Below are 25941 nucleotides of genomic sequence, written 5' to 3'. Positions count from 1 at the left end.
CTCCCTCGCCGACGCGCTCCAGCTTTGCCCGGATTACGCCGGAGTCAAGCAATCTAGCTCACTCAATACACCTCAGCAGTTCAACCGATATCCAAATCGTAGGGAATTAATGCGCCGCCGCTAACGCGGCCTAGCCGTTCGTACGCTGTCCAAGAATCCAGCGCCGGCAACGCGCACCTCAGCTCCATCATAGTATAGAGTCCGAGACTGACTAGGGAAAATCACTATCACTTTAATACGCCGGCCATCTACGACGGCGGAAGCCGTAGCGTCTGGATATTGGGAATAAACAGAGGATATCCACATGTAACCTACAGTGAACATAATCGACAAAAACAAAAGCACATAACCAGCGTATCCTGCAATCAGGCCTGCTATCAGCGAAGATGTAGATTTCTTAGCCAATGATATTCGACTTGATGCCCACCATGATAGCCAAACCAAAAGACCAGTCATCGTAACAATTGTTATTGACCTGTAAAGCACATATAGCCACACCGCCTGCCCGACAACAGCGATAGCAATAACTACTAATGCTATAATTGCCGCTTTCCGCCTATCACGCTCCGGTTTTGAATTGATCTTATTTAATATAAATGAAAATGTCGTGTGCAGTATCATTATGAATACTAAGCTCCCCAAGAAAAAGGGGAGGGACATTGTTACGATGTTGAACACGTCATCCATCTTAAAGAGAGGAAAAAACGCCAACTCCGAAGCATAAAACATTCCAAGAGCAAAGAACAAAGATGATATATAGGCGGTCGCAGAAATTGTAGCGAGCAGCCCAACTTGAAGCGCCAAGGCTAGGCCAATTCTTGCAAGAATGCCCCAACCGACCTTCGGATCCGAGAGTGTTGGCAGCTTATTCAATAGACACGCGCCTTCGGCTTGATGTACGCCACCTCGTCGGTGAGCGTATATTCGTGCACCGGGCGGTAATCGAGCCGGACATTGCCGCCCTGGCCGCCCCAGCCGTCGAACCAGGCCACCGTATGCTTCATCCAGTTCTTGTCGTCGCGCTGCGGATAATCCTCGTGCGCATGGGCGCCGCGGCTTTCCTTGCGGTTGACGGCGCCGGCGATGGTGACGCTGGCCTGGGCGATCAGATTGTCGAGCTCCAGCGTCTCGATCAGGTCGGTGTTCCAGATCAGGCTGCGGTCGGTGACCGCGATGTCGCCCATGCGCTTGTAGGTCTCGGCCAGCCTGGCGACGCCCTCCTGCATCAGCTCGTCGGTGCGGAAGACGGCGCAGTGGGTCTGCATGTTGCGCTGCATCTCGACGCGGATCTCGGCGGTCGGCGAGCCGCCCTTGGCGAAGCGGAACCTGTCGAGCCGGGTGAGCGCCAGCTCCTCGCTCTTCGCGGGCAGCGGCTTGTGCGCGGTCATCGGCTTGATGATCTCCGCGAGCCTGAGGCCGGTCGCGCGCCCGAAGACGACGAGGTCGATCAGGCTGTTCGAGCCCAGCCGGTTGGCGCCGTGCACGGAGACGCAGGCCGCCTCGCCGACCGCGAACAGGCCGGGGACGACCTTGTCCGGATCGCCGTCCTGCAGGGTGACCACCTCGCCGTGGAAGTTGGTCGGGATGCCGCCCATATTGTAATGGACGGTCGGCGTGACCGGCAGCGGTTGCCGGGTCAGGTCGACCCCCGCGAACACCTTCCCCGATTCCGTGATGCCGGGGAGGCGTTCGGCCAAAATCTCGGGCGCTATATGGTCTAGGTGCAAGTAAATATGATCTTTGTGCGGGCCGACGCCGCGGCCTTCACGGATTTCCATCGCCATCGAGCGCGAAACGACGTCACGGCTGGCGAGATCCTTCGCGCTCGGCGCATAGCGCTCCATGAAGCGCTCGCCTTCCGAATTGGTCAGATAGCCGCCCTCGCCGCGCGCGCCCTCGGTGATCAGCACGCCGGCGCCGTAGATGCCCGTCGGGTGGAACTGGACGAACTCCATGTCCTGCAGCGGCAGGCCGGCGCGCAGCACCATGCCGCCGCCGTCGCCGGTGCAGGTATGGGCCGAGGTCGCGGTGAAGTAGCAGCGGCCATAGCCGCCCGTTGCCAGCACCACCGCATGCGCGCGGAAGCGGTGGATGCTCCCGTCCTCGAGACAGATCGCGACGACGCCGCGGCACGCGCCGTCTTCCATGATCAGGTCGAGCGCGAAATATTCGATGAAGAAGTCCGCGTCATATTTGAGGCTCTGCTGGTAGAGCGCGTGGAGCATCGCGTGCCCCGTGCGGTCCGCCGCGGCGCAGGTGCGCTGGGCGGGCGGCCCCTCGCCCATATTCTGCATCATGCCGCCGAAAGCGCGCTGGTAGATCCTGCCCTCTGCCGTGCGCGAGAAGGGCACGCCCGCATGCTCCAGCTCGTAGACCGCGGCCGGCGCCTCGCGGACCATATATTCGATCGCGTCCTGGTCGCCGAGCCAGTCGGAGCCCTTGACCGTGTCGTACATGTGCCAGGTCCAGTGGTCCGGCCCCATATTGCCGAGGCTGGCCGCGACTCCGCCCTGCGCCGCCACGGTGTGGCTCCGGGTGGGGAAGACCTTGGTGATGCAGGCCGTCTTGAGCCCGCCCTGCGCCGCGCCCATGGTCGCGCGCAGCCCGGAGCCGCCGGCGCCGACGACGACCACGTCATAATCATGGTCGATGATCTTGTAGGCCGCCCCCACCTTGCTGGACTCGTCGCTCATGCCCCGCCCCCCAGCGCGATCCTGGCTACCGCGAACAGGCAGAGGCCCGCGCCGAATAGGCTCGCGAAGTTGATCGCCACCAGCAGGAAGAGCTTGCCGCCCTCCTCGTGCACATAATCCTCGACGACCACGCGCAGCCCCGCGGCGAGGTGCCAGAAGACGGTCACGATCAGGAGCAGCATCGGCACCGCGGCGAGCGGCGCGCGCAGCCATTCGCTCATTGTCTGCCAGCCGAAATCGGGCAGGCGGAGCAGCGAGACGAAGAACCAGACCAGGAGGATCAGGCTCGCGACCGAGGTCAGCCGTTCGTGCCACCAATGATGCGCCCCCGAGCGCGCCGAGCCGAGCCCGCGCACCCGGCCGAGCGGCGTCTTCAGCCGCCCGGTCTTCGCTTCCGCTTCCATCGTCATGCGAACGTCTTCCAGAAGATCCAGGTCCAGAGCAGGCCGGTCAAAGCGATCGGGGCGAGCAGCACGATCACCGCCCAGAATTTGTTGGTCCGGAGCTCATAGCCGGCGCCGATGTCGAGGACGAAATGGCGGATGCCGGAGAGCGTGTGCTGGAAGGCCGCCCAGGTCAGCCCGATCCAGACGATCAGCATCCACTTCCAGGTCGCCCAGCCCTGGAAGGCCGCATAGGCGTCCGGCCCGCTCGCCAGCGCCACCAGCCACCAGGTGAACATCGCCATACCGACTACCGCCAGCCCGACGCCGGTGATCCGGTGCAGGATCGAGACCGCCATGTGCGGCCCCCATTTCCAGATGGTGAGATGGGGCGACATGGGCCGCGCCGGATTTCGATGCATCGAGACCTCTTCCCCGGAGGTGAACCCTTGCTGTGCTATCGCATGGCGCCCCCGTTGGGGAGGGCTTTTAGGCTTGGCGGCGGCGGTTGCAAGGGTGGGGTGAGGTGATCGCGCGCGGGGTCCGCTTTCCAGCCGCTTGCGGGCGCGGCGTCGAGCCGAGACTATGGTGATCCGGCGATTGGAACCCAAGTCATTGTCGAGCGCTTCGGCGGGGGCAGACGGGTACGGAGTCGACGTGAGCGAGGATGTGGTCGAGAACATGCGCGGACGCGCGGCAAAATGCCGACGCCTTGCTGCAGCGGTGACCGACGACCAAACCGTCCAGGCGCTGCTGGCGATGGCTGCCGAGATCGATGCCGACATTGCCCGGCTGAGGGCGCAAAGCGAACGCCCTGCCGATTAGGTCCGACATGCGATCGTGCGGTTCGCCCTCACCCGCCGGTAATGATCGACTTGATCCGCGTCGCCAGCTTGTCGATCGCGAACGGCTTGCTCATCACCTGCATGCCCGGGCCAAGGTCTCCATTGGTGATTGCTGCGTTTTCCGCATAGCCGGTGATGAACAGCACCTTGAGGTCGGGCCGCTTTTCGCGGGCTGCATCCACCATGAGCTTGCCGTTCATCTCGCCGGGCAGGCCCACGTCGCTGATCAGCAGGTCGATCCGGGCGTCCGATTCGAGGACGCGCAGGCCTGATGCGGCATCGCCGGCCTCGATCGCCTGATATCCGAGTTCGGCGAGCGTGTCGGCGATCAGCATGCGCACCGTCGGATCGTCATCCACGACCAGCACCGTCTCGCCCTTGTCCGCGCGAGGCGCCGGAGAGGGCTGCTCCACTCGCTCGGGTTGCGTGACCTTGCCGTGGTGCCGCGGCAGATAGATCTTGACCGTGGTCCCCTGCCCGACCTCCGAATAGATCCTGACCTGCCCGCCCGACTGGCGGGCGAAGCCATAGATCATCGACAGGCCGAGCCCGGTGCCCTTGCCCGCGGGCTTCGTCGTGAAGAAGGGATCGAATACGCGCGCCAGAAGGTCCGGAGCTATGCCGGTTCCGGTGTCGGTTACGCAGATCGCGATATATTGCCCGACCGGAAGGTCGCGACCGGGCGAAGTTGTTTCGTCGATCCAGGTATTTGCCGTCTCGATCGTAAGGTGGCCCCCGCCAGGCATGGCGTCGCGGGCGTTGATCGCAAGATTGAGGATCGCGTTTTCCAACTGATTCGGGTCGCAGCGGCAGGGCCACAGGCCGGCCGCCAGCACGATCTCCAAAGTGTAGCTGGGACCGATAGACCGGCGCACCAGCTCTTCCATTTCCTTGACCAGATTGTTGGCGATGATCACCTCCGGTTCGAGCGTTTGCTGGCGCGCGAAGGCGAGCAACCGGTGGGTAAGCGAGGCCGCTCGCGACGAGGCGCCGAGGGCGGCATTGGCGTAGCGCTCGACATCGTTGATCCGCCCTTGCGCCAGACGCATGCGCATCATCTCGAGGCTGCCGCTTATGCCCGCGAGCAGATTGTTGAAATCATGGGCAATGCCTCCGGTCAGCTGGCCGATGGCTTCCATCTTCTGCGCTTGCACGAGCGCCTTCTGGGACTGCTCCAGCTCCAGCTCTGCCTTGCGCCGTTCGGAAAGGTCGCGCGTGACCTTGGCAAAGCCGACGAGCTTGCCGTCCGGGTCGTGGATCGCGTCGACCACCACGCTTGCCCAGAAGCGGCTTCCATCCTTGCGCTGGCGCCAGCCCTCGGCGGCGAAGCGGCCCTTGCGGCGGGCTGTCTCGAGCGCCACCGCCGGCACGTTTTTCTCCAGGTCTTCCGCCGTATAAAAGCGCGAGAAATGTTGGCCGATGACCTCGTCGGTACTGTAGCCCTTGATGCGCTCCGCGCCGGTGTTCCAGGTCGTTACCCTGCCCTCGGGATCGAGCATGTAGATCGCATAGTCCGTAACGCCCTGGACAAGGATCCGGAACGCCCGCTCGCTTTCCAATGTCGCGAGCTGCGCTTCCCGGTAATCGGTCATGTCCCGCGTGATCTTCGCGTAGCCGATGAGTTCGTCGCCCTGCCTGATCGGGTCGATCACGACCATCGCCCAGAAGCGGCTCCCATCCTTACGCGTGCGCCAGCCTTCGGCAGCATAGCGCCCGGTCTTTGCCGCCATCTCCAGAGCCTTGGCGGGCAGGCCGGCCTCTCGCTCCTCCTCGGTGTAGAATCTCGAAAAGTGCTCGCCGACAATCTCGCTGGCCGAATAGCCCTTGATCCGCTCGGCCCCCGGATTCCAGCTCACAACGTTGCCGTCGGGATCGATTACATAAACGGCATAATCCACGATCGAGTGGACAAGCTGCTCGTAGACTTCTGGATGCAAACGACCATTTCGATCGAAAAACCGCGACTTTCGAGCCACTCGGGGGAACCCTGCTTGTTGGAGCCATAACGCTAACCAGCGGTCCGGGCCGCAGGTTCCTTCCCCCGGGGGAGGGTCAAGGCATCAACCAACCGGGCGTGCCGGAACTTAGTTCGCGCGCTGGGCGGCGCCGCTGCGGATCGCCTCGGCGACCAGGGCGCGCAGCCGCACGTCGGCTTCGCGGCCGAGGCGGCTTTGTTCGCGGCCCAGCGCACTCTGCTGCCGGCCGAGCGCATCCTGCTGCAGGCCGAGCGCGCTCTGCTGTTCGCCGAGCGCGTTCTGCTGCACGCCGAGCTCCGCCATCCGGCGGCCGAGCGCCGCGGCCTCGCGCGGCGTGGCCCCGGCCTGCCGAGCGCCGAGCCGGCCCTGCTCCGCGCCCAGGGCGCCCTGGCGGCTGCCCAGCGCGGCCTGGCGGGCGCCCAAAGCGGCCTGGCGCGAGCCGAGCTCGGCTTGGCGCGCGCCCATGGCCCGCTGCGGCTCGAAGATCGCCTCGGCGCGGCGCAAAGTCTCGGCATCGCGGATCACCCAGGCGCTGCCGCCCTGCCGCACGTAAAGCAGGCCTTCGCGGCCCACGCGGAGTTGCCGCGCCCGGCGCATATCGTCGGCCGACCCGCTCATCGTGCTGCTGTTGGTGCCGGCGTTCAGCAGCACGTAGGAGGTGCGCTCGCCCGGCTGGGCCAGGCCGGGGCTCGCGGGCTGGAGCAAGGCGAGCGGGGCCGCGAACGCGACCAGGGCGGCGAGGAAGAGGCTGCGGCGCTTCGACTGGGAAGTGGCGAATGGTCCGGTCATCTGTCGTCCTTTCCGAAGGTGGTCCGAAACGGGACCGCTACGTTTGTCGCTGCAATTTCCGGGCCAGTTTCCGCCACATAGGAGGAGCGCTCGGGTGCCTTCCCGGCCGTCCGCTCGCGGACGCCCGGGAGTCCGAATTCGAACAGTAGGACGCGCCTCCGCAGCGGACGCGGCCGGCACCGGCGATGAAGGCGCCGCGGCGAAGCTGTGCTATTGGAGGGCCGATGCTTGGCCTCCTGATCCTCTTCGCCGGCCTCGGGCTGCTGGTCGTCGTGCTCGGCCTGCCCTTGCTCCTCGGCTCGGACTCGCCGGTGCCCGACTATATTGGCTTCGTCATCCTGGCTTCTATGATCGCCCTGGTAGTCTGGGGCATGGGCGCCTGGTGGCTGCTCGCGCCGATCGCCTTCCTGGTGGCGCTGACCCTGTGGCTCGACAGAGCGGGCGGGGAGGCGCCGGTCGATCCGGCGGCGCTGGACGAAAGGGGATGGAGCGCGCGGACCCGCCTGCGTTTCCGGCTCTGGGCCGCGGCCCTGCTTGCGCCCCCCTTGCTGATCGCCTCCCTCTTCATCCTGCCCGAGGGCAGCTTCTCGATCGTCGTCCCCGGCCTGGTGATCGCCATGACGGCGATGAGCCTGTTCCGGTTCAGCTTCACGCGCTCGATCCGGCGCGACGACAGCGCCTAGAACCGGTCCCTCCCCTGTGTCTCCCGCACCCTTTGGCTAACAGCATCTTAACCAATTGGGCGCTACGTCCGGCCCAACCACCAGGCGTGAAAGGGCGTGTTCGGATGACGGGTGCAGCGGGGACCGGGAGCGAGGTCCGGCTCGAGGGGCGGATTTCCCTGTTCGGGCAGGATGATGATCTGGTCGCGACGGCGCGCGAGATCTGGGAGATCATCGGCCCGGAGGCCGAGAGCGTGGCCCGCCAGTTCTGGGTGCAATATCGCCGCGCCGGCGAGGGCGGCCGCGAGATCGGCCCGACCAAGCTCGACGAGCTCACCCGCCGCGTCGCTCCCTATATCCAGGCCAAGTACAGCCAGCTGGACGATCCCGCCTGGGTCGAGACGGCCGGGCAATATGTCGCGACCGCGGCCGCGGCCGGGGTCTCGCTGACCACGCTTTTCTCCGGCATCTCCGCCGGTGCCCAGCAGGCGCACGACATCCTCGTCCGCTCGCTCGCGGAGGACACGGAACGGCTGATCCGGCTCGGCAAGGCGCTGACCCGCTGCACCGTGCTCGAGGTCGACATCTTCGCCGCCCATTATGACGTGCTCCGTCGCAAGGGCGAGCAGGAGCGCCGCGGCGCGCAGGGCGCCGAGTTCAACAAGGAAATCATGAGCGTCGTCGAGCATACCTCCGCGGGCAGCCGGAAGGTGAAGGCGCAGGCGGCCGACGCCAGCGCCGCCGCGCGCGGCATGCTGGGCAAGACCAGCGAGGTCGCCGCCGCCGCCGAGCAGAGCGCCGTCGCGATGCGCGAGGCCGCGCAGACCGCTGCCGGGCTGATCATGGCGATCGAGGAGGCCCGCTCCGAGGTCGAGGTCGCGGCAGGGGTTGCGACCAAGGCCAGCGAGCAGAGCGCCCGCGCCGTCGACGTCTCCAAGGCCCTCTCGGCGCAGGTGGAGGCGATCGAATCGATCCTCGGCCTGATCCGCGACATTGCCGGGCAGACCAATTTGCTGGCGCTGAACGCGACGATCGAGGCCGCCCGCGCGGGCGATGCCGGCCGCGGCTTCGCCGTGGTCGCGCAGGAGGTGAAGAGCCTCGCGTCGCAAACGGCTCGGGCGACGGATGACATTACGGCAAAAATTTCAGCCATCCAGAGCGCGACAAAACAGACGGTCGAAGCCAACGACTCGATCCAGTCCACGGTCGAGGAGGTGCAGGTCAGCGCCGACCGCATACGCAAGGCGATGGAGATGCAGGCGCAGACGGTGACGATGATCACCGCGGCCGTGGACGAGACGGCGCTGGCCGCGGACTCCATGTCCTCGACCATCGCCGCGATCCGCCACGACACCGAGAATGTCGCCAGCGAGATCGACAGCGTCGAGCAGAGCTTCTCCGAGGTCGACGAGCAGATGGCCAAGTTCAAGGTCAGCGCCGGCCGCTTCGTGCAGAGCTTCGCCGCGTAATTCCTCTCCCAGCGGGGAGAGGGCAGGGAGAGGGGGCTCGGCGTCGCCGACTTCTCCCCGACGCCCGACACCCCCACCCAACCCTCCCCCTCAAGGGGGAGGGCTTTCATTGTCAGGTCCGCCTGAGTATCGCCTCAGTCCATGACCCGACCCCTGAACATCCTCGTAACCGGCGCCAGCCGCGGCATCGGCGCGGCGATCCTGGCCGCACTCGGCAACCACAATGTCGTCGGCCATTCCACGAAGGGCGGCGGCGGATTGCTCGCTGCGGATCTCGCCGGGCCCGGCGCCGCCGACACCCTCTGGGCCGAGGCGCTGGACCGCCTCGACGGCCGGATCGACGTGCTGGTCAACAATGCCGGCATCTTCGAGGACGCCCCGCTCGACGCGCCGGACTGGACCGAGCGCTGGCAGCACACCCAGCAGATCAACCTCCTCGCCGCCGCGGAGCTCTGCCGCCATGCCGTGCTCCACTTCCGCGCGCGGGGCAGCGGCGGCCGCATCGTCAACGTCGCCAGCCGCGCCGCCTATCGCGGCGACAGCCCGGCCCACTGGCATTATGCGGCCTCGAAGGGCGGTATGGTCGCCATGACCAAGAGCATCGCCCGCGGCTATGCCGGCGAGAATATCGTCGCCTTCTCGGTCTGCCCCGGCTTCACCATGACCGGCATGGCCGACGATTATCTCGCCAGCCGAGGCGGCGACAAATTGCTCGCCGACATCCCGCTCGGCCGGGTCGCCTCGACGGACGAGGTGGCCGAGACCGTGCGCTGGCTCGCCACCGAGGCGCCCGCCTCCGCCACCGGCTCGAGCATCGACGTGAACGGGGCCAGCTTTGTTCGCTAGCCTGGCGGCCCTGCTTGCGGCAGTTCAGCCCGCCGCCGCCGCGGACGGTGCCGCGCTGGCCCGCGCCTGCGGGGGCCGCGACGGCTGGAACGACCCTGCCCCGCCCGCCCGCATTCACGGCAACACCTATTATGTCGGCACCTGCGGGATCAGCGCGATCCTGATCACCGGCAGGCGCGGCCATATCCTCATCGACGGCGCCACCGAGCGGGCGGCGCCGCTGATCGCGGCCAATATCGAGCGGCTCGGCTTTCGCGTCCGGGACGTCCGGCTGATCCTCAACAGCCACGAGCACCACGACCATGCCGGCGGCATCGCCGCGCTGCAGCGGCTGAGCGGCGCGACCGTTGCCGTCAACGCGGCGGCGAGGCTCAGCTTCGCGCACGGCCTGCCGACGGCGCCCGATCCGCAATATGGCACGATCGGCGCGTTCCCCGTGCCGCGGGTCGACCGGATCCTGCGCGACGGCGAGGTCGTGCCTCTCGGCAACCTGCGCCTCACCATGCACGCGACCCCCGGCCACAGCCCCGGCGGCACCAGCTGGAGCTGGCGCTCCTGCGAGGGCCGGACCTGCCTCCGAATCGTCTATGCCGACAGCGTCAGCGCCGTCAGCAGCCCGGCCTACCGTTTCTCCGATCACCCGGCCTATGTCGCAACGCTCCAGCGGACGCTCGCGCGCGTCGGCGCCCTGCCCTGCGACTTGCTGCTGACGCCCCACCCCGGCGCCAGCAACCTCTTCCAGCGCTTCGCCAGCGGCCAGCTGGCCGATCCGTCCGCCTGTCGCGATTATGCCGCGCGCGGCGTCACAGGGCTCAACAGGCGGCTTCGGCAGGAGGCCCGGTGATGTGCTGGAAGGTCACCCTGCCCTGCACCAGGGCCGAGGCGGAGGCGCTGGCCGGGGACATCGCGCCGCTGGCAATGCTCGATTCGCCGCCCGTGCTGATGACCAGCGAGCCCGATCCGGAACGGCCGGACGACTGGCGGCTGGACGCCTATTTCGAGGACCAGCCGGGGCCGGAGGATATTGCCTTGCTGCGCGACCTCCTGCCCAGTGCGGCGGGCGAGACGCCTTTGATCGAGGCGCTCGAGGAGCAGGACTGGGTGAGGCTGTCCCAGGCCGGGCTTGAGCCGATCCGCGCGGGCCGCTTCTTCGTCCACACGCCCGCGCATCGCGACGAGGTCCCCGCCCACGCGGTCGCCTTCGAGATCGACGCCGGCCGCGCCTTCGGCACCGGCCAGCACGAGACCACGACCGGCTGCCTCATCGCGCTCGACCGGCTGAAGGCGACCGGCGCGAGCTTCGCCGACATCGCCGATATCGGCACCGGTACCGGCCTGCTCGCCTTCGCCGCCATGCAGCTCTGGCCCGCGGCGCGCGCCGTCGCCTCGGATATCGACCCGGTCGCGATCGAGGTGGCGGAGGAGAATGCGCGGATCAACCAGGTGAAAATCGGCCGCGCCCGGGGGCAACTCGAACTGGCCGTCGCCGCCGGCCTCGATCATCCCCGCCTCAAGGCCCGCGCGCCCTACGACCTGATCATCGCCAACATCCTCGCCGGCCCGCTGATCGAACTCGCCCCGGCGCTGGCGGGGGCGCTGGCGCCCGGCGGCCGACTGATCCTCGCCGGCCTGCTCGACACGCAGGCCGAGGCGGTCAGGGCCGCCTATCGGCGCCAAGGGATGATGGCGGGTGGGGGCGTCCAGCGCGGGGACTGGCCGACCCTGGTGCTCAGGAAGCGGAAGAGTACCGGCTGGCGCTGAGCCCTTATTTGGCTTCGGGGAAAATCGGCCGCGTGGACCGCCTCGTCTCGTTGGCGAAGGCCACTTCGGGACAGCCATTCACGTGGCGCTCCACGGCCAGGATCAGCCGTCCCGGCGGCTGCTGGTCGAGCCGGGTCCCGTCATAGCGCCGGTCGTCGCCCGCAACCTGGCGGGGGATGGATTCGCAATTCGGCCGGGCCCGCATGACGTTCATCCGGTCGAAGCTGTGCGGATTGAGCTCCGGCGCCGTCTGGGCCGGCATGGGCGCCGGCTCGCCCCGCGGCGGTGCCGCGCCGATGCAGAGCAGGGCCAAAGGAATGAAAGCCAGGTTACGCATGGCGACTCTCCCTTTTTCGGCAGAGGCATAACACAAAACGCCCGAAGCTGCAGGCCGCTCCCGATCACTCATCCCGCTTCCGCAACGATCCGTAGCCAGGCCGCCTCATCGATGACCTCGATGCCGAGCTCCTGCGCCTTCTTGAGCTTGGAGCCAGCCCCCGGGCCCGCCACGACCAGGTCGGTCTTGGCGGAGACCGAGCCCGCCGCCTTGGCGCCGAGCTTCTCCGCCTGCGCCTTGGCCTCGTCGCGGGAAATGGCCTCAAGGCTGCCAGTGAAGACCACGGTCTTGCCGGTGACCGGGGACTCCTTCACCTCGTGGATCACGTCGGCGATCGTCACGCCCGCGGCGAAAATTGCAGCCAAAGCCTCGCGATTATGCTCCTCCTCGAAGAAATCGAGCAGGGCATTGGCGACCTCGGGGCCGATATTCTGCGTGCCGACCGCCTCGACCACCGCCTTGTCGCGGCGCTGGCGGAACTTCCGTTCGTCCTCGCCGAGCTCCGGCTGCATCCCGGAGCGGATGGCCAGCGCCGCGTCGATCATCGCGATGAAGCCGTCCCAACTGCGGTAGCGGCGGGCCAGGTCGCGCGCCGTCACCTCGCCGATATGGCGGATGCCGAGCGCGTAGAGGAAGCGGTCGAGCGGCGGGTTCCTTTTGGCGTCGATCGCGTCGATCAGGTTCTGCGCGCTGATCTCCGCCCAGCGTTCCCGCGCCAGCAACTGCTCCTTGGTGAGCGTGAAGATGTCCGCCGGCGACTGCAGCAGGCCGTCGCGGAAGAAGCTCTCGATATGGATGATGCCGAGTCCCTCGATGTCGAGCGCGTGGCGGCTGACGAAATGGCGCAGGCGCTCGACCCTTTGCGCCGGGCAGATCAGCCCGCCGGTGCAGCGGACGTCGACCTCGCCTTCCTCGCGCACCGCGTCGGAATCGCATTCGGGACAGCGGTCCGGAAAGACATAGGCCGGGCGGTCCTCGTTCGCGGTCAGATTCTCCAGCACCTGCGGGATCACGTCCCCGGCGCGCTGGATGCGGACGCGGTCGCCCACCCTGACGCCAAGCCGCGCGATCTCGTCGGCATTGTGCAGGGTGGCGTTGGTCACGGTGACCCCGCCGACGCTGACTGGCCGCAGCCGCGCCACCGGCGTCAATTTGCCCGTGCGGCCGACCTGGATGTCGATCGCCAGCAATTCGGTCTCCGCCTTCTCGGCGGGGAATTTGTGGGCCAGCGCCCAGCGCGGCGCGCGGGCGACCTGGCCTAGGCGGCGCTGCCAGTCCAGCCGATCCACCTTGTAGACCACGCCGTCAATGTCGAAGGGCAGGTCCGCGCGCTTCGCCTCGATCATGCGGTAATGGCCGATGATCCCGGCGAGATCCTCGTACAGCGCCAGATCGGCGGAGATCGGCACCCCCCAGCGCTCGATCGCGCGCATCACGCCGAGCTGGGTGTCGGCGGGCAGGGCGGAGACCTCGCCCCAGCCATGGGCGTAGAAACGCAAGGGCCGCGCCTTCGTCACCGCCGCGTCCTTCTGCCGGAGCGAGCCGGCGGCGGCGTTGCGCGGATTGGCGAATTGCCGCGCCTCCTTGCCGCTCTCCTCCGCCTCGGCAAGCAGCCGCGCATTCAGCGCCGCGAAGTCCGCCTTGGCCATGTAGACCTCGCCGCGGATCTCGAACACGTCGGGCACGTCGTCCCCGGCCAGCCGGTCCGGAATATCGGGAATCGTCCGCGCATTGGGCGTGACGTCCTCGCCCGTCGTGCCGTCGCCCCGCGTCGCGGCGAGGACGAGCCGGCCCTTCTCGTAGCGCAAGGAGCAGGACAGGCCGTCAATCTTGGGCTCGGCGGTCATCGCCACCCTCTCGCCCTCGGCCAGGCTCAGGTAGCGCCTGACGCGCGCGATGAACTCCCCGACCTCCTCCTCGGAAAAGGCGTTGTCGAGGCTGAGCATCTGCAGCGCGTGGCGGACCTTGGCGAGCGCTCCGGTCGGCGTCGCGCCCACGACGCGGGACGGGCTGTCCTCCCGCACCAGCTGCGGAAATTCCGCCTCCAGCGCATTGTTGCGCCGGACCAGCGCGTCGAACTCTGCGTCCGAAATCTCGGGCGCGTCATTGTCGTGATAGAGCCGGTTGTGATGCGCGATCTCGCGGGCGAGACGCTCCAGCTCCTCGGCGGCCTCGGCTTCGGTCACGCAAAGCACTCCGCCAGGAAATCCGCCGCCGATGTCCAGGCCCTCTTGTCCGCCAGCGCGTTGACCGGGAGCCCCTCCTCCGGCGCACGCGCATGGGTGAAGCCGTGCTCGGCGCCGCCATAGCAATGGATCTGCCAGTCGCAGCCCGCGGCGGTCAGCTCCTCGGCCAGCGCCGTCACCTGGTCCGGCGGCACGAGCGCATCCGCCCAGCCATGATAGACGGCGACGCGGGCGCCGATCCGCGGCGCGGGGATGTTGGGCGGCGGCGTGAAGATGCCGTGGAAGCTCGCCACACCCTTCACGTCCGCGCCGGTGCGCGCAAGATCGAGCACGCAGAGGCCGCCGAAGCAGAAGCCGATCGCGGCGATGCGGCCGGCGTCGATCTCAGGCTGCTGCCGCGCGAGCGCGAGCAACGCCGTCATCCGCGCCTGCAGAAGCGGCCGGTCGTCGCGCAGCGCGTTCATCAGCGGGAAGGCGTCCTCCCGCGCCGTCGGGCGGACGCCCTTGCCGTAGAGGTCGCAGCCGAAGGCCGTGTAGCCGAGCGCGACCAGCCGCGCCGCATTCTCCTCGTCGACATGGTCGAGGCCCATGACATTGGGAAAGACCAGCACGCCGGGCCGCGGGCCTGCCCCGGGCGCCGCCGCCACGAAGCTCTCGAACGTCGCCCCGTCATGCGCGGACTCGACCAGCCTTTTCGCCATCATGTCTCCGGGATCCAGAAAGGGGGAAAGGTGAAGAAGGCCAGCACGGCGATGCCGGCGAGCAGGGCGACGCGCCGCGGCCGGGGATCGGCCATCGCCCGCAGCCCCGTCACCACCGAATAGAGCGCGGCGAGGAAGGTGAGCGGCACCCAGACATAGACGGGCCAGAGCCCCGCCCGGCCGTCCCCCACCGCGTTCAGCACGAGGATCATCGGCAGGACGATCACCACCGCCAGCCCGGCGAGCAATACGAACAGCCAGAGCAGCAGGCGCAGCAGGGTCGCGCCGGCGCCGGTGCGCGGCCCGGTCGGGTGCGGGGCCTCGTCGCTCATGCCGCCTCCAGCAGCCGCTCGGCCTGGGCGCGGGCCTCGTCGGTGATCTCGGCGCCGGAGAGCATGCGCGCGATCTCCTCGCGGCGGCGCGCTTCGTCGAGCCGGTGAACGCCGGTGCGGGTGACGAGCCCGTCATGGCTCTTCTCGATCAGCAGATGCGTGGCGCCGCGCGCCGCGACCTGCGGGCTGTGCGTGACGACCAGCACCTGTCCCGACGCCGCCAGCCGGTGCAGGCGCTCGCCGACCGCACTGGCGACGGCGCCGCCGACGCCGCGGTCGATCTCGTCGAAGATCATCGTGGTCGCCCCGCCCTGCTCGGCGAGCGCAACCTTGAGGGCAAGGATGAAACGGCTGAGCTCGCCGCCCGAGGCGATCCGCACCAAAGGCCCGAAGGACGCGCCGGGATTGGTCGAGACCTCGAACTCGACCCGGTCGCGGCCGAGGGCGCCGGGCTCGGCCGGCCCGAGCACCGTCCGGAAGCGGGCCGCACCGAGCTTGAGCGGCGCCAGCTCGCCCGCCACCGCGGCGTCGAGCTTGCCCGCGGCCATGGCGCGCTCCTCGGTGAGGATGGCGGCGGCGGCGTCATAGGCGCCGCGGGCGGAGGCCAGTTCGGCCTCCAGCGCCGCGATCTGCTCGCCCCCGGCCTCGATCGCATGAAGCTTCGCGCGCAGCTCTTCGCGCAAGGCCGGCAGCGCGTCGGCCTCGACGCGGTGCTTGCGGGCCAGCGCGCGCAGGTCGAAGAGCCGGGTCTCGGCCTCCTCGAGCCGCTGCGGGTCGAAGGCCAGCGCAGTCTGCGCCTTCACCAGCGCATCCTCGGCCTCCGCCGCCTCGATCACCGCCCGGTCGAGCGCGGACAGGGCCTCGGCCAAAGCCGCATGTTCGGGCGCGATCCGGTCGAGCCGCCGCGCCGCCTGGCGGAGCCGGGCCAGCCCGCCTTCCGACCCCTGGATCAGGGCCACGATGGTGGCGAGCTCGTCGCCCAGCCGCGCGCCGGCCTGCATCGTGGCGCGCAGGCCCGCCAGCGCCTCCTCCTCGCCTTGCCGGGGCGCCGCCCTGTCGAGCTCCTCGACGGCGTGGGCCAGCCACTCCCGGTCGCGCTCTGCCGTCTCGTGCGCGGCGCGCGCCTCGGCGAGCCGCGCCTCGGCCGCCTGCACCGCGGCCCAGGCCGCGGCCGCCGCGCCTGTGTCGACCCGGCCGAAGCCGTCGAGCAGCGCCCGGTGGCCGCGCGGGTTCAGCAGGCCGCGATCGTCATGCTGGCCGTGAATCTCGACGAGGCCGGCGCCGAGCTCGCGCACCAGACCCGCCGAGACCGCCTGGTCGTTGACGAAGGCGCGGCTGCCGCCGTCCGCGCGGACGATGCGGCGGATCACCAGCGGCTCGCCCGGCTCCCAGGCCAGGCCGTTCTCCTCGAGCGCCGCCCAGGCCGGATGCTCGGGCGCGATCTCGAAGGCGACGCTCACCGCCGCCTGCGTCTGCCCGGCGCGGACCAGGCCGCTGTCCGCCCGCATGCCGAGCGCCAGCCCGAGCGCGTCCAGCAGGATCGATTTCCCCGCCCCCGTCTCCCCGGTCAGCACGCCGAGCCCGGGCCCGAATTCGAGCTCGAGCAGATCGATCAGCACGACGTCGCGGATCGAGAGCCGGGTCAGCATGGAATCGCGCAAGAGGTCATCACGATCCTCTTACGTCATTCCCCCGAAGGGACGGAAGAGCGGCTCAGTGCGTGCCTTGCGGCGCGGGCGCCGGGGCGGCCGCCGGCGCGGGGTGGCGCTGCATCAGCTCGTAGGCGCGGCGATACCAGTAGCTCTGCGGGAAATTGGCGCCGAGCACCGCCGCCGAACGCTGCGCCTGATCGGGAATGCCGAGCGCAAGATAGGATTCGGTCAGGCGCATCAGCGCCTCCGGCGTGTGGCTGGTCGTCTGGTAGGTGTCGACCACGGAGCGAAACCGCGACACCGAGGCGAGCCACTGGCGGCGGCGCTGGTAGAAGCGGCCGATCTCCATCTCCTTGCCGGCGAGATGGTCGCGGACGAGGTCGATCTTGATCCGCGCATCGTCGGCATAGGCCGTGTCCGGATAGCGCCGCACCAGCTCGCCGAGCGATTCCAGCGCCTGGCGGGTGACCGCCTGGTCGCGGGTCACGTCGCTGATCCGCTCATAATAAGAGAGCGCGATCAGATAGAGCGCATAGGGCGCGTCGCGATTGCCGGGGTGGATGGAGAGGAAGCGGCGGGCCGATTCGATCGACTTGGTATAGTCGCGCGCGGCATAATAGTTGAACGCGCTCATCAGCTGCGCGCGGCGCGCCCAGATCGAATAGGGATGCTGCCGCTCGACCTCGTCGAAAATCAGCGCCGCCTGCATGTAGTTGCGGGCACGCATCCGGTCATAGCCGGCATTGTAGAGCGTATTGACGTCGCGGGCGACGTAGCGCGTGTCGGTGCCGCGATTGCGGTTGCCGCCGCCGAGCATGGCGCAGCCGGAGAGCAGGACGGAAGAGGCGGCAAGCGCGAGCACGAGCGGGCGGGAAATCTTGAACATGGCGGGCTTCTTAGCGAAGGGTTTGGCGGAGGCCAAGCGGCATCGCCAGAAACGGCCGGACGGATGAACGGCAGTTTAATGAAGCCCGCGATTAACCACCCCGCCACCGCTTTCTGCTAGGCCTCCGCGATGCTCCGCGTGCTCACCCTGTCGACGCTCTTCCCCAATGCCGCGCAACCCACGTTCGGCGTGTTCGTGGAGCGGCAGACGCTTGGCCTGGCGGCCAGGGACGATGTCGAGCTCGAGGTGGTCGCGGCGCGCCGGTTGCCGGTCTGGCCGCTGGTGCTGCACCCGCGCTACCGCGACAAAGCGGGCCTTCCCGAGCGCGAGACCTGGAAGGGCGTCACGGTCCACCGCCCGCGCTTCCGGGGCTGGCCGCTGATCGGCGGGTCGGGGATGGCGCGCGCGCAGGCGCACGCGCTCCTCCCCCTGCTCAGGAAGCTGCGCGAGCGCTTCGCGTTCGACGTCATCGATGCCGAGTTCTTCTGGCCGGACGGGCCGGCGGCCATGCACCTGGCGAGCGCGCTGGGCGTGCCCTTCTCGATCAAGGCGCGCGGGTCCGACATCGATTGCTGGTCGCATATGCCCGCCGTCGCCCGGCAGATCCTCGCCGCCGGGCTGGCCGCGGACGGGCTGCTCGCGGTCAGCGACGTGCTCAAGAGCCATATGGTCGAGCTCGGCCTGCCCGCCGACAAGATCCGGGTCCATCATACCGGCGTCGAGGAAAGGTTTCGCCCGGTCGACCGCGCGGCGGCCAAGGCCAGTTTCGGGGTCGAGGGGCCGGTCATCGCCTTCGTCGGCCATCTGATCGAGCTCAAGGGTCCGCTGCTGGCGCTTGCGGCGCTCGAGGACATCCCCGGCGCCACCCTGATCATGATCGGCGAGGGCGCGCAGCGGCGGCAGCTCGAGCGGGTCGCACTCGAGAAAGGGCTGGGCGACCGGCTGCGGCTGCTCGGCACGCGCCCCCATGAGGAGCTGCCGGGCCTGCTCGCAATGGCCGACGTCATGGTCCTTCCCTCCCAAAGGGAGGGGCTCGCCAATGCCTGGGTCGAGGCGGTGGCCTGCGGCACGCCCGTGGTCACGACCGATGTCGGCGGCGCCCGCGACGTCATCGACCGCCCGGCGGCGGGGCGGATCGTCGCCCGCAGGCCGGAAGCGATCGCCGCCGCGGTGCGCGAGATCCTTGCGGACCCGCCCGATCCCCTGGAAGTTCGCAAGGCGGCGGAGAAATTCAGCTGGCAGCGCAACGCGGACGAATTGTTCACTCACCTGGCGGGGCTGGCAGCCCGCGCGCCGGCAGGCAGATAGCGGCGCGCAGCCCGCCGCCCGCCCGGTTTTCGAGCAGCAGCCGGCCGCCATGCCGTTCCGCGACGTCGCGGGCGATGGCGAGGCCGAGGCCCGCCCCGCCCGTGTCCCGGTTGCGGGAGTCCTCGAGCCGCTCGAACGGCTCGGTCAGCCGGCCTAGCGAGTCGCCGGGCAATCCCGGGCCCGTGTCGTCGACGATGAGGCAGATGTCGTCGTCCTCCCGCGCCACCGACAAAGTGGCGTCGCCGGCGTAGCGCAGCGCATTGTCGATCAGGTTGAGAAAGGCGCGGCGCAGGCCTTCCGGCTCCGCGAGCGGGAGGACGAGCACGGGCGGCAGCGGTTCGGCGACGGTGCAGGCCTGCGCCGGCAGCGCCTCGGCACAGGCCCGGACCAGCTCCGCTATGTCCACCGGCACGCGCCGCTCCCTGATCTCCCGCCCGCGGACATAGTCCAGCACCTGCGAGATCATCGCCGCCATCCGGTCCAGGTCGGCGATCATCCGGCTCCGCTCGGGCTCGGGCGACGCCTCGGCGCGGATGCGCAGACCGGTCAGCGGGTTGCGCAGATCGTGGGCGACCGCCGCCAGTATCCGCACCCGTTCGCGCGCCTCGCTCCGGATTCGCGCCTGCATCGCGTTGAACGCCTCGGCCGCGGCGCGGACCTCGCGCGGCCCCTCCAGCGGCACGGCCTCGCCGTCCTGCCAGAGCTGCGTCCGGGCCGCCGCCTCGGCGAGGGTGCGCACCGGCCGCGTCAGGCGCCGGGCGATCAGCCAGACCAAAGGGGCGAGCAGGACGATGCCGAGCAGGAAGGCGGCCAATATCCTGAGCCGCCAGGCCGCGAACAAGGAATCGACCGGACGCACCAGCAGCCAGCGCCCGTCGGCCTGGCGAAGACCCACCTCGAAAGGCGGCACCGGCGCCTCGGGCGAGACCCTGGCGTCGGTGCCGGAGCGCATCGTGAACCCGCCCTGCTGGCTGTCCACCACGACATCCTGCCCGGCGACGATCATCACCGTCTGCCCCCTGGGCGGCGGCGCGCCCGCCGCGCCCGACACCGGTAGCCAGACGGCGCGGACGCGCGCCTCCGGGACGCCGAGCCGGGCCGCCACGGCACGGCCGATCAGCCCGCTCGCCCGGCCCGCGGGCGGCTCTCCGGCCGGCACGCGCTCCAGCCCGGGGCGGGTTTCCCCCTGCAGGGCGGCCGCGGCGTCGGCCACCGTCATCAGCCGCGGCCCCGGCGTCGGCGTCAGCAGCACCGCGCCGAAGCTGATCAGGATCGCGGCGATGAGCGCCGTGATGGCGAGCCCGCCGACCTGGCCGAGCACCGAGGCGCCGCGCTTCATGTCCGGCGAACTGCGGTGCGCAGGCGGTAGCCGGCGCCCCGCACCGTTTCGATCATCTCCGGCCCCGCTTCGCCGAGCTTGCGCCGCAGGCGGCTGACGGCGAGATCGATCGCCCGGTCGAACGGCTCCGCGTCCGGGCCGTGGGTCAAATCCAGCAGCTGGCCGCGAGTGAGCAGGCGGCCGGGCCGGTCGAGGAAGGCGCGCAGCAGCACATGCTCGTTGGGCGTGAGCAGGACGGTCGCGCCATCCGGATCGCTCAGCCGGCATTGGCCGGGATCGTAGCGCCACCCCGCAAAGGCATAGGCCGCCTCCGCCGGCGGCTGGCTGCGCCGCAGCAGCGCCCGGACCCGGGCAAGCAGCTCGCGGGGATCGAAGGGCTTCACCAGATAGTCGGCCGCGCCCAGTTCGAGCCCGACCACGCGGTCGGTGACATCGCCGAGCGCGCTCAGCATCAGCACGGCCAGCCCGCGCGGCGCCAGCCGCCGGCAGATGGCGAGCCCGTCCTCGCCGGGCATCATCAGGTCGAGGATCACGAGGTCCGCGGCGCCGCCGCCAGCGCCCGGTCCAGCTCCATGCCGCTGGGCACCGCGCGGACCGCGAAGCCATGCTCGCCGAGATAGGTCCGAATCGCGTCGCGCACGCTGGGATCGTCGTCGACGACGATGATCTGCTGGTCGCTCGCCACGGCGTCGTCCATCGCCTTCTTATGTATCGATCCTGTGTCCGGCGAAGCGAAAATCGACATCGGCGCGATAAAGCGGCGCGCCAGGATGCGCGAAACAACGAGCGGACGTCGAGACCATGAAGCTATTGCTGCCGACCCTCTTGCTGGCGCTCTCCGCGCTCCAGCCGCGCCCCCAAAGCGAGCGCCCCGAAGCGGATTTCCTGCGGCGCTGCGAGGCGGACGGGCGGCGGCTCTGGGGGCGCAGCCTCTGCGCGCCCGTCGTCGTCGTCGATCCCGGAAGCGGGGACGTGCGGACGACCCGGCCCGCACCCGGCCCCCTGCCGCCGCTGCGCGCGAACACGGCCTTCGACTGGGCAGGCGAACGCTGGATCATGGTGCTCGCGCCCCTGCCCGGCGATCCCGCCGCGCTTGCCGAGCTGCTGTTCCACGAGGCTTGGCATGGCCAGCAGGCGGCTCTGGGCTTCCCGGCGAACAACGTCACCGCCGCGCATCTGGACGAGAGCCTGGCGCGCTACTGGCTGCGGCTCGAATGGGCCGCGCTGGCCGAGGCGCTGGCGAGCCGCGGCGAACGCCAGCGCCGCCATATCGCGCAGGCCCTCGCCTTCCGCGCGCGGCGGCTGCACGGCCGCGCCGATGCCGCGACCGCCGAGCGCGCGCTGATGCGGCATGAGGGGCTGGCCGCCTATACCGGGGCGGCTTTGTCCGGCGACCCCACAGGCCGGGCCCGCGCCGCGCTGGCCGGCGGCGTCCGGCCGGGACTGGGGCGGAGCTTCGCTTATGCGAGCGGCCCCGCCTGGGGGCTGCTGCTCGACCGCTTCCGGCCCGGCTGGCGGCGGAGCGGCAGCAGCCTCGACCTGCCCGAGATGATGCCGGTGCCGGCCGTGGCGCTGGCCCGTCCCGATGCCTATGGCGGCACCCGGCTCCTGTCCGAGGAAATGCAGGGCGGCGCGGAGCGGGCGGCACGGATCGCCGCCGCCGTCGCGGCCACGGCCGAGGGCCGCGGCCTGCGCCTGCCGATCGGCCGGATGCAGCTGGACTATGATCCCAACCGGGTGTCGACCGCGCCCGACGGCTCCACCATCTACCACCGGATCACGCTGCGGGACCAATGGGGGCGGATCAGCGTCGAAGGCGTCGGCCTGCGGATCCTCCCGGATTTCAGCGCCGCCTTCTCGGCCTGGCCGCTGTCCGAAGGCGCGCTCGAGCTGGCGCCGGGCTGGCGGATCGAGAGCCGGCAGGGCGGGGGCGCGACCCTCGTCCCGCCCCGGCGCTAGAGCGGCATCAGGGCCGCGGCGATCCAGCGGCCCTCCGCGCGCAGCACGCCCCAGGTGCGGGCCGCCGCGCGGCTGTCCATCGCCTCCACGCCGATCCCCCGCGCCTCCAGCGCCGCGACGAAGGGACGCGGCGGGAAGGCGAGGCGGGAGCCGGTGCCGAGCAGCACGAATTCGGGCGCCGGGCTGAGCGCCAGCAAGGGGGCGATGTCCGCCTCGGCGAGTCGGTCCAGGGCCGGCGCGTCCCAGCCCGAAGCCGCCTCCGGCGTCAGCAGCACGCCCTCATGGGTGACGCCGTCGACCCGGAAGCCGCGACCCGCAAAGCCCTGGACGAGCGGCCCGGGGGCCGCGGGCGTGCGTTCGGCCCTCACACCACCGCGCCGTCGTCCGTCCCGCGCTGGCCGGGCAGGCGCTCGTTACGCGAGCCCTGCGCGGCGCCGCCCGCGTCCCGCCTCGGCAGGAAGCTCGACGATTTCACACCCAGCCAGACCAGGACCGGCGAGGAGATGTAGATGGACGAATAGGTGCCGACGAAGATGCCGACGAAGATGGCGATGGTCAGCCCGAAGATCACCGTCGGCCCGAGGAGCAGCAGCGCGCCGAGCGCCAGCAGGATCGAGATGGAGGTCACCATCGTGCGCGACAGCGTCTCGTTCAGCGAGAGGTTGAGCAGCGGGACGATCTCCATCTTGCGGTATTTGCGCAGATTCTCCCGGATGCGGTCGTAGATCACGACGGTGTCGTTCAGCGAATAGCCGACAATGGTGAGCACCGCGGCGACCACGTTGAGGTCGAATTCGAGCCTGGTCAGCGAGAAGAAGCCCAGGGTCATCCAGACATCGTGGAAGAGGGTCAGAAGCGCGCCGACGCCGAACTGCCATTCGAAGCGGATCCAGATGTAGATGGCGATGCCGAGCATCGCGAGCGCGATCGCCCAGGCGCCGGAGCGGAGCAGTTCCTCCGAGACCTTGCCCGAGACGCTCTCGACGGAACGGACCGTCGCATTGCCGCGATAATTGGTCTCGATCATCGTGCGCACGCGGGCCGCGTCGGCGGCTGCGTCGTCGGCGCCCGGCCTCAACGCGATACGGATCGTATATTCGGTGAGATTCGGCCCGGCATTGCCGGCTGCGGCCTGCTGGGCGGCGGTCTGCCGGGTCTCCTGGATCGTCGTGCTGCCCACGCCCAGCGTCTGGATCTGCTGTTCCAGCTGCTCGGTCGTGGGCGCCTGCACGAAGGCGGCGCGAACGCTCTGGCCGCCGACGAAGTCGACGCCGAAATTGAGGCCGCGGGTGAACACCAGGGCCATCGCCGCGGCGGTGACCAGGATCGAGAGGATCAGCGCGACATTCCGCCAGCGCATGAAATCGATGTTGGTGTTGTCGGGGACGAGCTTCAGCAGGCGCATCTCGCGCTCCTCAAATATGCAGTTCTTTGGGCCGCGCCTTGCGGACCCAGAGCGCGACGAACATCCGCGTCACGTTCACCGCGGTGAACACCGACGTGACGATGCCGATCATGAGAACGACGGCGAAGCCGCGGATCGGGCCCGAGCCGAAGTAGAACATCAAAACGGCGGCGATGACGTTGGTCACGTTGGCGTCGAAAATCGCGGTCGACGCCTCGCGATAGCCCGATTCGAGCGCGTCGTGCAGGCGCCGGCCGCGTCTCTGCTCCTCGCGTATGCGCTCGTTGATCAGCACGTTCGCGTCCACCGCCGCGCCGATCGTCAGCACGAAGCCGGCGATTCCGGGCAGGGTCAGCGTCGCGTTGAACAGGCCCATGATGCCGAAGATCATCAGGCCGTTCAGGATCAGGCCGATCGTCGTGTAGACGCCGAACCTCCCGTAGGTGACCAGCATGAACATGATCACGACGAGGACCGACGCGATCGAAGCGATCAGGCCGCTGCGGATCGATTCGGCGCCGAGCTCGGCGCTGACGCTGCGTTCGTCGACGACGCGCAGCTCGACGGGCAGTCGGCCCGAACGCAGCGAGATGGCGAGCGCATTCGCGCTCTCCACCGTGAAGCTGCCGGAGATCGAGGCCGTGCCGCCGAGGATGGGCTCGTTGATCGTCGGCGCCGAGATGATGCGGTTGTCGAGGATGATCGCGAAGCGCCGCCGCACATTGGCCTGGGTCACCTGTGCGAAGCGCTGGCTGCCCGGGACGTTGAAGCTGACGCGGACCGAGACCTCGTTATTCTCGTTATAATCCTGCCGGGCATCCACGATCTGCTCGCCGCTGACCATGGCGCGGCTCTGCACGCCGAGGCACTGGCCCGGTTGCTCTTCGGTCGGCAGAAACTGAATGCCGGGGCGGCGCGGCGTGTTGCAGGGCACGGCGTCTGTCTCGACCAGCTTGAACTCGAGGCGCGCAGTGCGGCCGATCAGCCGCTTCAGCGCCTCGGGATCCTGCATGCCCGGCACCTGGACGAGGATGCGGTTGGCGCCCTGCTGGATGATGGTCGGCTCGAGCGTGCCGAGCGCGTTGATGCGTCTGTCGATGACGTCGCGCGCCACCTCCATCGCCTGGCGGATGCCCTCGTTCACGCCCGCATCGGTCTGGCGCATGATGACCTGCCGGCCGTCGGCCGTGCTCACCGCCCAGTCTGCCCCGCGGAAATTGCCTACCTGCCCGATCTGCCGGCGGGCGGCGTTGGCCGCATCGTTGAGCCGTGCCGGATCGTCGAGCGTCATGCGAACTTCGCCATTGCTCGTCGCGAACTGGGCACGGATGGCGGGCGAGGCGGTGCGGAATTCGCGGCGCATCGTTTCTTCCATGCTCTCGCCGCGCGTCCGCGCCACATCCTGGGTTTCCGCCTCGAGCAGCAGCTGACTGCCGCCGGCGAGGTCGAGGCCCAGATTGATATGGCTGCCGCGGGCGAAGGGGGGCAGCTGGTTGAAGGCGCTGGCCGGGAGGAAGCTCGGCACCGCCATCAGCGAGACGATCAGGCAGATCAGGCTGATGCCCCAGACCTTCCAGCGGGGGAAATTGAGCATGTCCGGGTCCTAGTCGTTCGCGGCCTTGGCCCCGTGCGGGCGGATGTCGGCAAGCATCGACTTGACCACCCGCACCTTGATGCCCTGGGCGATCTCGATCTCCAGCTCATGCTCGTCGACCTTGGTCACCTTGCCGATCAGGCCGCCATTGGTGATCACCGTGTCGCGCGGCTTGGCGCTCTGGATCATCGCCTGGTGCGCCTTCATCCGCTTCTGCTGCGGACGGATCAGCAGGAAATAGAAGATGACGAAGATCAGGAGCAGCGGCGCCATCTGCAGGAAGAAGCCCGCGCCGCCCGACTGGGCGCCGCCGCTGGCCTGGGCATAGGCTGGGGATATGAACATCGTGAAGCCTTCTGGAAAATCGGGGCGGCGCGAACGCGCTCGCCTTGAAGCGCGGTGCGACTATCATGGGGACGCCCCGTTGCCAAGGCAAGGCGAACGGCGCATCGAAACGGGACGGATTCAGGACGGGAAAGGGGAAAGGCGATGATCATCGTGACCGGCCAGGTCAGGTTCGCGGACGGGGAGATAGAGCGGCTGGCGCCGGCCTTCCGGATGAACATCCAGGCGACCCGGGCGGAGGAGGGCTGCGCGCGCTATGCCTATGGCGTCGACGTCGCCGATCCGAACCTGCTGCACGTCATAGAGGAGTGGAGCGACGAGGAGGCGGTCAGCGCCCATATGAACACCCCGCACATGGCCGAGCTGATGACCGCGCTCGGCAGCGCGAAGATCGAGGCGATCAGCATCAACGCCTATGAGGCGCACTTCCTCAAGGTCCTGCTCGGCGGGGGCGGCGCGGGCAATTGAGCCGG

28 protein-coding genes are annotated in these 25941 nt (G+C 69.0%); 9 read left to right on the top strand and 19 right to left on the bottom strand.

Going from position 1 to position 25941, the window contains the following annotated elements:
- Positions 1 to 120: 120 nt before the first annotated feature.
- The 4 genes from VEC11_RS01990 to sdhC are packed head-to-tail and all read right to left on the bottom strand — an operon-like array spanning position 121 to position 3498.
- Positions 121 to 873: a hypothetical protein gene (locus tag VEC11_RS01990; protein WP_464128665.1), complete on the bottom strand. Its 753-nt coding sequence runs from the start codon at positions 871 to 873 to the stop codon at positions 121 to 123.
- The gene (gene sdhA / locus VEC11_RS01985) at positions 870 to 2693 is read right to left on the bottom strand and encodes a succinate dehydrogenase flavoprotein subunit (RefSeq protein ID WP_464128663.1); all 1824 of its coding nucleotides are present in this window, start codon (positions 2691 to 2693) and stop codon (positions 870 to 872) included. Before sdhA ends, VEC11_RS01990 begins: the two co-directional genes overlap by 4 nt.
- A complete protein-coding gene (gene sdhD / locus VEC11_RS01980) occupies positions 2690 to 3103 on the bottom strand; it encodes a succinate dehydrogenase, hydrophobic membrane anchor protein (RefSeq protein WP_464128661.1) in 414 nt (137 codons plus the stop codon). Before sdhD ends, sdhA begins: the two co-directional genes overlap by 4 nt.
- Positions 3100 to 3498 carry a succinate dehydrogenase, cytochrome b556 subunit gene (gene sdhC / locus VEC11_RS01975; RefSeq protein ID WP_464128660.1) on the bottom strand — a complete coding sequence of 133 codons (399 nt, stop codon included), beginning with the start codon at positions 3496 to 3498 and terminating at the stop codon, positions 3100 to 3102. The genes sdhD and sdhC overlap by 4 nt, the downstream gene beginning before the upstream one ends.
- A 235-nt stretch (positions 3499 to 3733) precedes the next feature.
- Here sdhC and VEC11_RS01970 point away from each other — a divergent pair, with 235 nt between their 5' ends.
- Entirely contained in the window at positions 3734 to 3901 is a 168-nt protein-coding gene (locus VEC11_RS01970) for a hypothetical protein (RefSeq protein ID WP_464128659.1), read from the top strand.
- A 28-nt stretch (positions 3902 to 3929) separates the two neighbouring features.
- Here VEC11_RS01970 and VEC11_RS01965 read toward each other — a convergent pair whose 3' ends face one another.
- Together VEC11_RS01965 and VEC11_RS01960 are read right to left on the bottom strand one after the other, a co-directional pair.
- Positions 3930 to 5897, bottom strand: coding sequence for a hybrid sensor histidine kinase/response regulator (locus VEC11_RS01965; protein ID WP_464128657.1), 1968 nt, complete (start codon positions 5895 to 5897; stop codon positions 3930 to 3932).
- A gap of 108 nt (positions 5898 to 6005) precedes the next feature.
- Positions 6006 to 6686, bottom strand: a complete 681-nt coding sequence (locus tag VEC11_RS01960) for a hypothetical protein (protein WP_464128656.1) — start codon at positions 6684 to 6686, stop codon at positions 6006 to 6008.
- 224 nt (positions 6687 to 6910) lie between these two features.
- On the opposite strand from VEC11_RS01960, the gene VEC11_RS01955 reads away from it, so the two are divergent.
- The 5 genes from VEC11_RS01955 (at position 6911) to VEC11_RS01935 (ending at position 11424) form a co-directional block, all read left to right on the top strand.
- A complete protein-coding gene (locus VEC11_RS01955; RefSeq protein WP_464128654.1) occupies positions 6911 to 7369 on the top strand; it encodes a hypothetical protein in 459 nt (152 codons plus the stop codon).
- A gap of 104 nt (positions 7370 to 7473) precedes the next feature.
- Positions 7474 to 8817: a methyl-accepting chemotaxis protein gene (locus tag VEC11_RS01950; protein WP_464128653.1), complete on the top strand. Its 1344-nt coding sequence runs from the start codon at positions 7474 to 7476 to the stop codon at positions 8815 to 8817.
- Between the two features lie 141 nt (positions 8818 to 8958).
- Positions 8959 to 9663 (top strand): SDR family NAD(P)-dependent oxidoreductase, encoded by a 705-nt coding sequence (locus VEC11_RS01945; protein ID WP_464128651.1) that lies wholly within the window; start codon positions 8959 to 8961, stop codon positions 9661 to 9663.
- Positions 9653 to 10507, top strand: coding sequence for a subclass B3 metallo-beta-lactamase (bla, locus tag VEC11_RS01940; RefSeq protein ID WP_464128650.1), 855 nt, complete (start codon positions 9653 to 9655; stop codon positions 10505 to 10507). Before VEC11_RS01945 ends, bla begins: the two co-directional genes overlap by 11 nt.
- The gene (locus VEC11_RS01935; RefSeq protein ID WP_464128648.1) at positions 10507 to 11424 is read left to right on the top strand and encodes a 50S ribosomal protein L11 methyltransferase; all 918 of its coding nucleotides are present in this window, start codon (positions 10507 to 10509) and stop codon (positions 11422 to 11424) included. Before bla ends, VEC11_RS01935 begins: the two co-directional genes overlap by 1 nt.
- 4 nt (positions 11425 to 11428) lie before the next feature.
- On the opposite strand, the gene VEC11_RS01930 is transcribed toward VEC11_RS01935, so the two are convergent.
- The 6 genes from VEC11_RS01930 to VEC11_RS01905 all read right to left on the bottom strand — a co-directional run bounded on the left by VEC11_RS01930 (position 11429) and on the right by VEC11_RS01905 (position 17518).
- Complete coding sequence (locus tag VEC11_RS01930; protein ID WP_464128647.1) at positions 11429 to 11761, bottom strand: hypothetical protein; 333 nt, start codon at positions 11759 to 11761, stop codon at positions 11429 to 11431.
- A gap of 68 nt (positions 11762 to 11829) precedes the next feature.
- Positions 11830 to 13947 carry an NAD-dependent DNA ligase LigA gene (gene ligA / locus VEC11_RS01925; RefSeq protein WP_464128645.1) on the bottom strand — a complete coding sequence of 706 codons (2118 nt, stop codon included), beginning with the start codon at positions 13945 to 13947 and terminating at the stop codon, positions 11830 to 11832.
- Positions 13944 to 14651: a dienelactone hydrolase family protein gene (locus VEC11_RS01920; RefSeq protein ID WP_464128643.1), complete on the bottom strand. Its 708-nt coding sequence runs from the start codon at positions 14649 to 14651 to the stop codon at positions 13944 to 13946. Before VEC11_RS01920 ends, ligA begins: the two co-directional genes overlap by 4 nt.
- Positions 14648 to 14980 (bottom strand): hypothetical protein, encoded by a 333-nt coding sequence (locus VEC11_RS01915; RefSeq protein ID WP_464128642.1) that lies wholly within the window; start codon positions 14978 to 14980, stop codon positions 14648 to 14650. Before VEC11_RS01915 ends, VEC11_RS01920 begins: the two co-directional genes overlap by 4 nt.
- Positions 14977 to 16629, bottom strand: coding sequence for a DNA repair protein RecN (gene recN / locus VEC11_RS01910; RefSeq protein WP_464128687.1), 1653 nt, complete (start codon positions 16627 to 16629; stop codon positions 14977 to 14979). The genes VEC11_RS01915 and recN overlap by 4 nt, the downstream gene beginning before the upstream one ends.
- A 64-nt stretch (positions 16630 to 16693) precedes the next feature.
- The gene (locus tag VEC11_RS01905; RefSeq protein WP_464128640.1) at positions 16694 to 17518 is read right to left on the bottom strand and encodes an outer membrane protein assembly factor BamD; all 825 of its coding nucleotides are present in this window, start codon (positions 17516 to 17518) and stop codon (positions 16694 to 16696) included.
- A gap of 129 nt (positions 17519 to 17647) precedes the next feature.
- On the opposite strand from VEC11_RS01905, the gene VEC11_RS01900 reads away from it, so the two are divergent.
- The gene (locus VEC11_RS01900) at positions 17648 to 18826 is read left to right on the top strand and encodes a glycosyltransferase (RefSeq protein WP_464128638.1); all 1179 of its coding nucleotides are present in this window, start codon (positions 17648 to 17650) and stop codon (positions 18824 to 18826) included.
- Here the strand turns inward: VEC11_RS01900 and VEC11_RS01895 are convergent.
- From VEC11_RS01895 to VEC11_RS01885, 3 genes are read right to left on the bottom strand one after another with little or no spacing between them, the layout of a single operon-like run.
- On the bottom strand, positions 18780 to 20165 hold the full coding sequence (locus tag VEC11_RS01895) for a sensor histidine kinase (RefSeq protein WP_464128637.1): 1386 nt from the start codon (positions 20163 to 20165) through the stop codon (positions 18780 to 18782). The genes VEC11_RS01900 and VEC11_RS01895 overlap by 47 nt on opposite strands.
- A complete protein-coding gene (locus VEC11_RS01890; RefSeq protein WP_464128635.1) occupies positions 20162 to 20698 on the bottom strand; it encodes a winged helix-turn-helix domain-containing protein in 537 nt (178 codons plus the stop codon). Before VEC11_RS01890 ends, VEC11_RS01895 begins: the two co-directional genes overlap by 4 nt.
- Complete coding sequence (locus tag VEC11_RS01885; protein ID WP_464128634.1) at positions 20695 to 20862, bottom strand: hypothetical protein; 168 nt, start codon at positions 20860 to 20862, stop codon at positions 20695 to 20697. Before VEC11_RS01885 ends, VEC11_RS01890 begins: the two co-directional genes overlap by 4 nt.
- Positions 20863 to 20966: 104 nt before the next feature.
- Between VEC11_RS01885 and VEC11_RS01880 the strand changes: the two genes are divergently transcribed.
- On the top strand, positions 20967 to 22124 hold the full coding sequence (locus VEC11_RS01880) for a hypothetical protein (RefSeq protein ID WP_464128632.1): 1158 nt from the start codon (positions 20967 to 20969) through the stop codon (positions 22122 to 22124).
- Here VEC11_RS01880 and VEC11_RS01875 read toward each other — a convergent pair.
- From VEC11_RS01875 to yajC, 4 genes are read right to left on the bottom strand one after another with little or no spacing between them, the layout of a single operon-like run.
- Positions 22121 to 22492 (bottom strand): Mth938-like domain-containing protein, encoded by a 372-nt coding sequence (locus VEC11_RS01875; protein ID WP_464128631.1) that lies wholly within the window; start codon positions 22490 to 22492, stop codon positions 22121 to 22123. The two genes, VEC11_RS01880 and VEC11_RS01875, sit on opposite strands and share 4 nt — an antisense overlap.
- Positions 22489 to 23529, bottom strand: coding sequence for a protein translocase subunit SecF (secF, locus tag VEC11_RS01870; RefSeq protein WP_464128629.1), 1041 nt, complete (start codon positions 23527 to 23529; stop codon positions 22489 to 22491). Before secF ends, VEC11_RS01875 begins: the two co-directional genes overlap by 4 nt.
- Before the next feature lie 10 nt (positions 23530 to 23539).
- Complete coding sequence (secD, locus tag VEC11_RS01865) at positions 23540 to 25123, bottom strand: protein translocase subunit SecD (RefSeq protein WP_464128628.1); 1584 nt, start codon at positions 25121 to 25123, stop codon at positions 23540 to 23542.
- 9 nt (positions 25124 to 25132) lie between these two features.
- On the bottom strand, positions 25133 to 25468 hold the full coding sequence (yajC, locus tag VEC11_RS01860) for a preprotein translocase subunit YajC (protein ID WP_464128626.1): 336 nt from the start codon (positions 25466 to 25468) through the stop codon (positions 25133 to 25135).
- Positions 25469 to 25612: 144 nt separating this feature from the next.
- Here yajC and VEC11_RS01855 point away from each other — a divergent pair, with 144 nt between their 5' ends.
- Positions 25613 to 25936, top strand: a complete 324-nt coding sequence (locus tag VEC11_RS01855) for a putative quinol monooxygenase (protein ID WP_464128624.1) — start codon at positions 25613 to 25615, stop codon at positions 25934 to 25936.
- The last annotated feature ends 5 nt before the right edge of the window (positions 25937 to 25941 follow it).

It is taken from the genome of Allosphingosinicella sp. (genome assembly GCF_035626655.1).
In the GTDB taxonomy this organism is placed as follows: domain Bacteria; phylum Pseudomonadota; class Alphaproteobacteria; order Sphingomonadales; family Sphingomonadaceae; genus Allosphingosinicella.
The sequence above is the reverse complement of the archived record's forward strand: the minus strand, read 5'-3'. Positions and strand labels throughout refer to the sequence as shown.

Bases quoted from the DNA above. Each gene is read 5' to 3' on its own strand.
- VEC11_RS01885 (WP_464128634.1), bottom strand. From the start codon at position 20,862: ATGGACGACGCCGTGGCGAGCGACCAGCAGATCATCGTCGTCGACGAC.
- secF (WP_464128629.1), bottom strand. From the start codon at position 23,529: ATGCGCCTGCTGAAGCTCGTCCCCGACAACACCAACATCGATTTCATG.
- VEC11_RS01895 (WP_464128637.1), bottom strand. From the start codon at position 20,165: ATGAAGCGCGGCGCCTCGGTGCTCGGCCAGGTCGGCGGGCTCGCCATC.
- sdhC (WP_464128660.1), bottom strand. From the start codon at position 3,498: ATGCATCGAAATCCGGCGCGGCCCATGTCGCCCCATCTCACCATCTGG.
- sdhD (WP_464128661.1), bottom strand. From the start codon at position 3,103: ATGACGATGGAAGCGGAAGCGAAGACCGGGCGGCTGAAGACGCCGCTC.
- VEC11_RS01935 (WP_464128648.1), top strand. From the start codon at position 10,507: ATGTGCTGGAAGGTCACCCTGCCCTGCACCAGGGCCGAGGCGGAGGCG.
- VEC11_RS01930 (WP_464128647.1), bottom strand. From the start codon at position 11,761: ATGCGTAACCTGGCTTTCATTCCTTTGGCCCTGCTCTGCATCGGCGCG.
- VEC11_RS01900 (WP_464128638.1), top strand. From the start codon at position 17,648: ATGCTCCGCGTGCTCACCCTGTCGACGCTCTTCCCCAATGCCGCGCAA.
- VEC11_RS01920 (WP_464128643.1), bottom strand. From the start codon at position 14,651: ATGATGGCGAAAAGGCTGGTCGAGTCCGCGCATGACGGGGCGACGTTC.
- secD (WP_464128628.1), bottom strand. From the start codon at position 25,123: ATGCTCAATTTCCCCCGCTGGAAGGTCTGGGGCATCAGCCTGATCTGC.
- VEC11_RS01915 (WP_464128642.1), bottom strand. From the start codon at position 14,980: ATGAGCGACGAGGCCCCGCACCCGACCGGGCCGCGCACCGGCGCCGGC.
- VEC11_RS01855 (WP_464128624.1), top strand. From the start codon at position 25,613: ATGATCATCGTGACCGGCCAGGTCAGGTTCGCGGACGGGGAGATAGAG.
- VEC11_RS01960 (WP_464128656.1), bottom strand. From the start codon at position 6,686: ATGACCGGACCATTCGCCACTTCCCAGTCGAAGCGCCGCAGCCTCTTC.
- VEC11_RS01955 (WP_464128654.1), top strand. From the start codon at position 6,911: ATGCTTGGCCTCCTGATCCTCTTCGCCGGCCTCGGGCTGCTGGTCGTC.
- VEC11_RS01905 (WP_464128640.1), bottom strand. From the start codon at position 17,518: ATGTTCAAGATTTCCCGCCCGCTCGTGCTCGCGCTTGCCGCCTCTTCC.
- VEC11_RS01880 (WP_464128632.1), top strand. From the start codon at position 20,967: ATGAAGCTATTGCTGCCGACCCTCTTGCTGGCGCTCTCCGCGCTCCAG.
- sdhA (WP_464128663.1), bottom strand. From the start codon at position 2,693: ATGAGCGACGAGTCCAGCAAGGTGGGGGCGGCCTACAAGATCATCGAC.
- VEC11_RS01950 (WP_464128653.1), top strand. From the start codon at position 7,474: ATGACGGGTGCAGCGGGGACCGGGAGCGAGGTCCGGCTCGAGGGGCGG.
- VEC11_RS01945 (WP_464128651.1), top strand. From the start codon at position 8,959: ATGACCCGACCCCTGAACATCCTCGTAACCGGCGCCAGCCGCGGCATC.
- yajC (WP_464128626.1), bottom strand. From the start codon at position 25,468: ATGTTCATATCCCCAGCCTATGCCCAGGCCAGCGGCGGCGCCCAGTCG.
- recN (WP_464128687.1), bottom strand. From the start codon at position 16,629: ATGCTGACCCGGCTCTCGATCCGCGACGTCGTGCTGATCGATCTGCTC.